The organism is Candidatus Synechococcus spongiarum (assembly GCF_900047545.1).
GTDB lineage: Bacteria > Cyanobacteriota > Cyanobacteriia > PCC-6307 > Cyanobiaceae > Synechococcus_B > Synechococcus_B spongiarum_C.
Genome location: NZ_FITM01000048.1, coordinates 1 through 6,093 on the forward strand (window position 1 = coordinate 1; position 6,093 = coordinate 6,093).

Below are 6,093 nucleotides of genomic sequence, written 5' to 3' on the forward strand. Positions count from 1 at the left end.
CACTATGTTTAATGGATAAAATGATAAATATAAGATCTGGATTTTTAACGTACTCTGTACGAATTCGGACAAAAGAAGTTATGTTGGGAGATTTGCCACTGCTCTTAATATCTTCACTTGTTGCCTTGACATCGATGTATCCAGTAACAGACTCGGAACGTTTCCGCCTACGGCGAAACTGAAGAATGACGTCGGCAAAGTTGAGACGCTCTCCTGCCTCTACATTGAGAAGGTCGTACGTATTTTCTTTGTCTTCAATCGTTTCTCTGAAGACTTCGTATGCCCAAGCCTCGACGAACGGTCCTGCAATTTTATCGATGTTTTCCATGGGGAGGCCAAGCTTCAGGTTTGTGTCTATCAAAATTTTGTTTCGACCGGAATCCATAGCGGCAGTGATGATCGCTTCTATTTTCTGAATGACGAACGCTGGAGCATTCAGCGTAATCTCCCGATTGCTGCGGTACCTTGAAATTGTGGGTGTCGTACATCGCCTCAACTGCGATGGAGGGAGAATGACCATCAACCTGTCTATCATAGCAGGTATCCGGCCGGGGTAGACAAGCAAACCATCCTCCCTACCCCAACCAATCCCGCAGCGCCAAGGTCTGGGCCATGAGCCGTTGTTGGGCTGTGGGGAGTTGCAGCCGTTGAGCGACGGCCAGGGGGTCGGCGGCGCCCATCAACAGGGCCGGTAGCAGGGGCAGGTTCCAGCGGGTTGCCCAGTGGAGGCGACGGCGCCATGTGGGGTCCTGCTGCAGGCTTCCCGACCAATCCACCAGGTCCAGGGCGCCCCAGTCTTGCAGGAGGCTGAGGCCCTGGCGCCATGGCTCCTGCTGGAGCAATAGGGCCAACTCCATACCCAGACGACTCCCCAGGGCTGGGGGACAGGGGGGCTCACGGCGCCATGGCCAGCGGGCCATGGTGTCCTGAAGTTGGCGGCGCGCTTCAGGGTCCAGGTCCATGTGCAGCCGGGCGCCGTAGCGGGCGGCGCGAATCACCCGGGTGGGATCATCCCGGAGGCTGGTGTGGTGGAGAAAGCGCAGCAGGCCCCGCTCCAGGTCACTTTGGCCGCCGTGGGGATCCAGCAGTGGGCCGTGGGGCCATGGCAGGGCCATGGCATTGATAGACACATCCCGGCGACCCAGGTCCACCAGGACCGCATCGGGCGACGCTGTGAGCGTTACACGGGGATTCTCCCCAGGTGCGGGGTAGTGCTCGGTGCGGGCCATGGCCACGTCAACGGTCAGCAGCTTCCGGTCCGTGGGATGGGGCGGTTGCCGGGCCTGAGCAGGTTCTAGCGTCAGTTGGGCTGTGCCGAAGTCTCCATGCACCTGGGCACTGAGAGACCACCCCGCTGCCGCCAGTGCCGTCTCCCAGCGGGGGGCCAGTTGACGCAAGGTCAGTTCCGGCGCCTGGGGATCCGGCGTCAGCAGCAGATCCACGTCCATGGGCTGAACCCTGCCGCCTTGGCCGCCGGCCCCTGCGCGGTGATGATGGAGCCATTGATCCCGCACCACACCCCCCACCAGCCACACTCCCAGGGGCTGGCGGCTGAGGCTAGCCAGGAGTACGGTCAGGGCCTGGGTGGCGTGCCGGCCCAGCAGGTGTTGCAGGTCAGGGGCCAGGTTCGGGAGGCGGCCGGCGGTGTCTGCCACGCCTCAGCCAGCGGTGCCGACCCGGCGGATGGGGGCCAGGCGGGGATCCAACACCTTGGATTGCTTGCCGAACTTCACGGCCAGGAAGAGCTTGCTTCCTGCGCCAAAGCAATGGGTCACCTGTCCCTGGCCAAATTGGTCATGGTCCACCAAGTCCCCGGCCCGCCAAGCGGTCTGGATGGCCACGGTGTCGTGGGGTGTCGGCCTCCCTTCAGGCCGGTCACTGCGCAGAAGCCTGTCCGGGTACAGTTGACGCCGCAGGGCCACGCCACTGCTGCGGGGCCGTTGAATCTCCACCAACTGCTCCGGCAGTTCCGCTAGGAAACAGGAAGGCGGGGCGGGTTTCCGTCCGCCACCCCAGAGCCGACGCATCCGGGCATGGAAGAGATGCAGTTCGTCCTTGGCCCGGGTGAGCCCCACGTAGCAGAGGCGGCGTTCCTCCTCCATGGCGGCTGGATCCTCCATGGCCCGGTGATTGGGGAACAATCCCTGCTCAAGACCCACCAGGGCCACGAAGGGAAACTCCAGCCCTTTGCTGGCATGAAAGGTCATCAGCACCACCTGATCCGTCTTCAGATCCCTTTTGTCCTTGTCCTCGCTGGCGAGGGCGGCGGAAGTGAGGAAATCCCGGAGGTCGGGTGTATCGGTTTCTGCCTGGTATTGCAGTGCTGCATTCACCAATTCTCCCAGGTTACGGAGACGCTCCTCCGCCTCGTCGGTGCCCTCCGCCTTCAGTTGGGCCATGAGGCCGCTGTCTTCAATCACCCGTTGCACCACTTCCGCGGGGGGTATGCGCTCCACCTCCTGCTGCAAAGTGTTGATCAGCGTGACAAATTGCGCCACGGACCTGGCGGAGCGCCCCGCCAGACTCTGCACAGACTCCGGCTCGGAGATGATCTCCCAGAGGGGAACCCCAAGCTGGGTGCCGGCATCTGTCAGGCGCTGGAGGGTGGTTTTGCCGATCCCGCGGCGGGGAACGTTGATGACCCGCAACAGACTCACGTTATCGGCGGGATTGAGCACGAGGCGCAGATAGGCCAGGGCGTCCTTGATTTCCCGACGGTCATAGAAGCGCAGGCCACCAACAACGGTGTACGGCACTGAGGCGCGCACCAGGGCCTCCTCCAAAACCCGGGACTGGGCATTGACCCGATAGAGAACAGCCATGTCCCCCCACCGCAGGCCGGGATTCCTCTGTCTGGCCGCCAACATAGTTTGCACCAGGGCATCCGCCTCGACCAACTCGTCGTCGCAACAGCTGAGGTGGATGGGGCGACCTCGGGCCCGGGAGGGGTGGAGCACCTTGTCAATGCGCTCATGGTTATGGGCAATCAACCCGTTGGCGGCCTCCAGGATGGTGGCGGTGGAGCGGTAGTTCTGCTCCAGCTTCACCATGGTGCGGGTGTCTGCATCCCCCTGTCCGTCCCCGAAATCCCTCTGGAAGTCCATCAAAATGGTGAAATCCGCCGCCCGAAAGCTGTAAATGCTCTGATCGGCGTCCCCAACAACGAAGAGGGATCGCCCTTGCCATGGTCCGTAGGTGCGGGGATCGGCGCCGTCGGTGGCCAGTAATCGCAGGAGTTCATATTGGGTGCGGTTGGTGTCTTGGTATTCATCCACCAGCAGATGCCGGAACCGTTGGTGCCAACGCTGCCGCACCTGGCCGTCGTCCCTCAGCAATTGCACGGGAATCAGCAGCAGGTCGTCAAAATCAAGGGCGTTGTTGGCGGCCAGGGCGCGGCGATAGCAGCGGTAAGCCTCGGCAATTTTTCTGCCACGGTGGCCCTGGTGGGCGGCTGCATAGGCATCGGGCAGGAGGCCATTGTTTTTGGCCCTGCTGATGGCCCAGCGCACCTGCTTGGGATCAAAGGAGCAGGGGTCCAGGTTCATCTCCTGGGTGACGACTTCCTTCAACAGGCTGCGCACGTCCTGCTCGTCGTAGATGGTGAACTGCCGGGTCCAGGTGAAACCCTCCGGGTCCTGGTAGTGATCCATTTCCAGGCGCAGGAGCCGGGCGAAGAGGGCATGGAAGGTGCCAATCCAGAGGATTTTGGTCACCTCGTGGTAGATTCGACTGCGCAGTTGCCGTTGTTGCGGCTCCGTCAAGGTGCCCCAGGGCTGACCATGGCTATCCAGGGCCTGTTGCCGGGCCAGCAGCAGTTCCAGGCGTTCCTTCATCTGTCGGGCCGCCTTGTTGGTGAAGGTGACCGCCAGGATCGCCTCCGGGTCCACGCCGTGGTGGCCCAGCAAGTGGGCAATACGGTGGGTGAGCACCCGTGTTTTGCCACTGCCGGCACCCGCCACCACTAGCAGAGGACCGCAGTGGTGTGCCGTGGCCTGCCGTTGGCTGCTGTTGAGTTGATCCAGGATGCTCATCCTATTCCTGGGGATGTTGACAGTATGGCCCCGGGGCTCAGCGCCAGCGCCGCAGCCAGCGTTTGCAGCGGATGGCCAGGGGCCAGGGGTGGGGGGTGGAGCGCAGGGGTTGGTCCCCGGCTGCGAGGCGATCCCAATGGGCATTCACCTCTTGCAGCACCTGTCCAAGGATATGGCGCTGGTGACTGTCCCTCAGCAGCGAGGCTGAGGGGGGTGGCGTCGTCTCCGGGCAGACGGCCCGGATGCGTTCCACGTCCGTCGCCAGTGTGCCCGCACCGATCTGGAAGCAGTTGACCCCAGGGGTGAGGTGGTCCGCCAGGGCGTGATTGAGGCTGGTGAACACCACACAGCCACAGGCCAGCGCCTCCAGGGGGGGCAAGCCGAAGCCTTCACTCACCCCGGCCCGGTTCCAGTGGTCAGCGGAGTCGTAGAGGTAAACCTTGCTGCGGTTGAACAGGTCCTCCAGGCGGTCCACCAAGCCCTCCTGCACATGGACCCGCAACCCCTGCTGCCGCAGGGCCGGCACCAGGGTGTGGAGCACGTAGGCGCTGGTCTTGCGGCGCTGCACCAGCACGTCCAGGTCCCGGACGCCGCCGCGGTTGCGGAAGGCCGGGCCTACGGCATTGGGGAGCAGGAACAGGGGATTGCGCGGTGCCCGTGCGCCCCAGTAAGCCATGGTGTGGCGACTCACCGCCAGCACCGGGACACCCGGCGGCAACTGAAAACCGTAGCCGCTGCTGTGGGCGTGATAGGCAACGGCGCGACCCCGCAGACGCCCCAGCAACCGGGGCACGTGAAATCCCCAGCTCACCAGCCAAAGGGAGTTCTGCCGCTGCATGCTGGCCGGTTCCGGCCGCAACAGGTCGTCCAGGAAGGGGGCATCCCCCTGCCGCTGCCCATAGGTGACCACCTCCGTGGGCGTCAGCGTCCGGGCGGTGGCCGCCAACTGCAACTCCACCGCCAGGCCGCCGCATTGAAACCGCGGCCCCGTCCCCGGCAGGAGCACCTTGAGGGGGCGTAGGGGAGCGTCCCGCAAGGTGCGAACCCTCAGGCCGCCGTGGCGGTGGCCCCTCCTTCCGTACTGCCGGACCGCTGGCGGTGGGTGAGGAAGCCGAAGAGGGTCTTGCCGATGGCCAGGATCAAGTTGCCTTCCAACTCCTTGAACACGTGCATGTTGAGGCCGAAGGCATGGTTGGCCTCTGCCACGATACGCTCCGCCGTGGCCTTGTCAATGGGCAGGCTGTCCATCCGGGCGCGATACATGGCCTTGAACGCCTTCTCGTCGGCAATGGTGTCGAAGTTATAGAAGTTGACCCCGTCCTGGTCCCCCAGGTTCAGGGCCTTCTGGGCAATGGTCTTGAGAATTTGCCCACCGGAGAGGTCTCCCATGTAGCGGGTATAGGCATGGGCCACCAGCAGTTCCGGTTCCTGAGCGGCCACCTGATGGATGCGGTCCACGTAGGTCTTGGCGGATTCCGAGGGGTGGGCCTGGCTGTCCCAATTCTCGCCATAATGGTAGGTCAGATCCTTGGCCAGGCTTTGTTTGCGGTTCAGCTCGTCAAACACGATGGGACCCACCACTGGATGGTCCTTGAGCTTGGCCATCTCCTCCTCCATGGCCCCGTAGACGAAGTACAGATCACTCACCAGCTTGCGGTAGCTGGCCTTTTCCACCACCCCCTTGAGGAAGCAGCTTACAAAGCCGGTGTTCTCGGCCATGGTGTGGGACTTCTTGGTCCCTTCCTTGAGCAGTGCGGCCAGGGCAATAGCCATGGGGCGGAAAATTGACAATGGTGCCCAACGCTACCGTGAAGCGCCTGAGAGCCAGGTCCGCCAGTTATGAAGGTTCACCTGACGGACGGATGAAACCTGCTGTTGTATTGAATTGGATCGGACCGGCAAGGCTGCAACTGTGGGGGCTTCCTCCCCATAGGGAGAGTTCCGGATGGTCTGACCCGTGGCCAAGGTCTTCTCCTTGCGTTGGGCGGTGAGGAAAGGAGCCTTCATCAACCCCAGTTCTGGATAAGGGCACCAGGGAAGGTCACTGTTTCCCCACTTGAAA

General features: G+C 62.8%; 6 protein-coding genes. All 6 read right to left on the bottom strand.

The window, feature by feature from the left end:
• Positions 1 to 535 (bottom strand): hypothetical protein (locus tag FLM9_RS08835; RefSeq protein WP_498039856.1); only part of this gene is annotated, 535 nt, incomplete at its 3' end.
• Between the two features lie 40 nt (positions 536 to 575).
• On the bottom strand, positions 576 to 1,655 hold the full coding sequence (locus FLM9_RS01890) for a tRNA nucleotidyltransferase/poly(A) polymerase family protein (RefSeq protein ID WP_074456999.1): 1,080 nt from the start codon (positions 1,653 to 1,655) through the stop codon (positions 576 to 578).
• A 3-nt stretch (positions 1,656 to 1,658) separates the two neighbouring features.
• Complete coding sequence (locus FLM9_RS01895) at positions 1,659 to 4,031, bottom strand: UvrD-helicase domain-containing protein (RefSeq protein WP_074457000.1); 2,373 nt, start codon at positions 4,029 to 4,031, stop codon at positions 1,659 to 1,661.
• Between the two features lie 37 nt (positions 4,032 to 4,068).
• On the bottom strand, positions 4,069 to 5,067 hold the full coding sequence (locus tag FLM9_RS01900) for a glycosyltransferase (protein WP_257242956.1): 999 nt from the start codon (positions 5,065 to 5,067) through the stop codon (positions 4,069 to 4,071).
• A gap of 11 nt (positions 5,068 to 5,078) precedes the next feature.
• Positions 5,079 to 5,804: a biliverdin-producing heme oxygenase gene (locus tag FLM9_RS01905; RefSeq protein WP_074457001.1), complete on the bottom strand. Its 726-nt coding sequence runs from the start codon at positions 5,802 to 5,804 to the stop codon at positions 5,079 to 5,081.
• Between the two features lie 30 nt (positions 5,805 to 5,834).
• Positions 5,835 to 6,093: hypothetical protein (locus FLM9_RS08335; protein ID WP_218969721.1), on the bottom strand; the 259-nt coding region annotated here is incomplete at its 5' end.

Excerpts from the sequence above, each read along its gene's own strand:
- FLM9_RS01895 (WP_074457000.1), bottom strand. The coding sequence starts at position 4,031 with ATGAGCATCCTGGATCAACTCAACAGCAGCCAACGGCAGGCCACGGCA.
- FLM9_RS01905 (WP_074457001.1), bottom strand. The coding sequence starts at position 5,804 with ATGGCTATTGCCCTGGCCGCACTGCTCAAGGAAGGGACCAAGAAGTCC.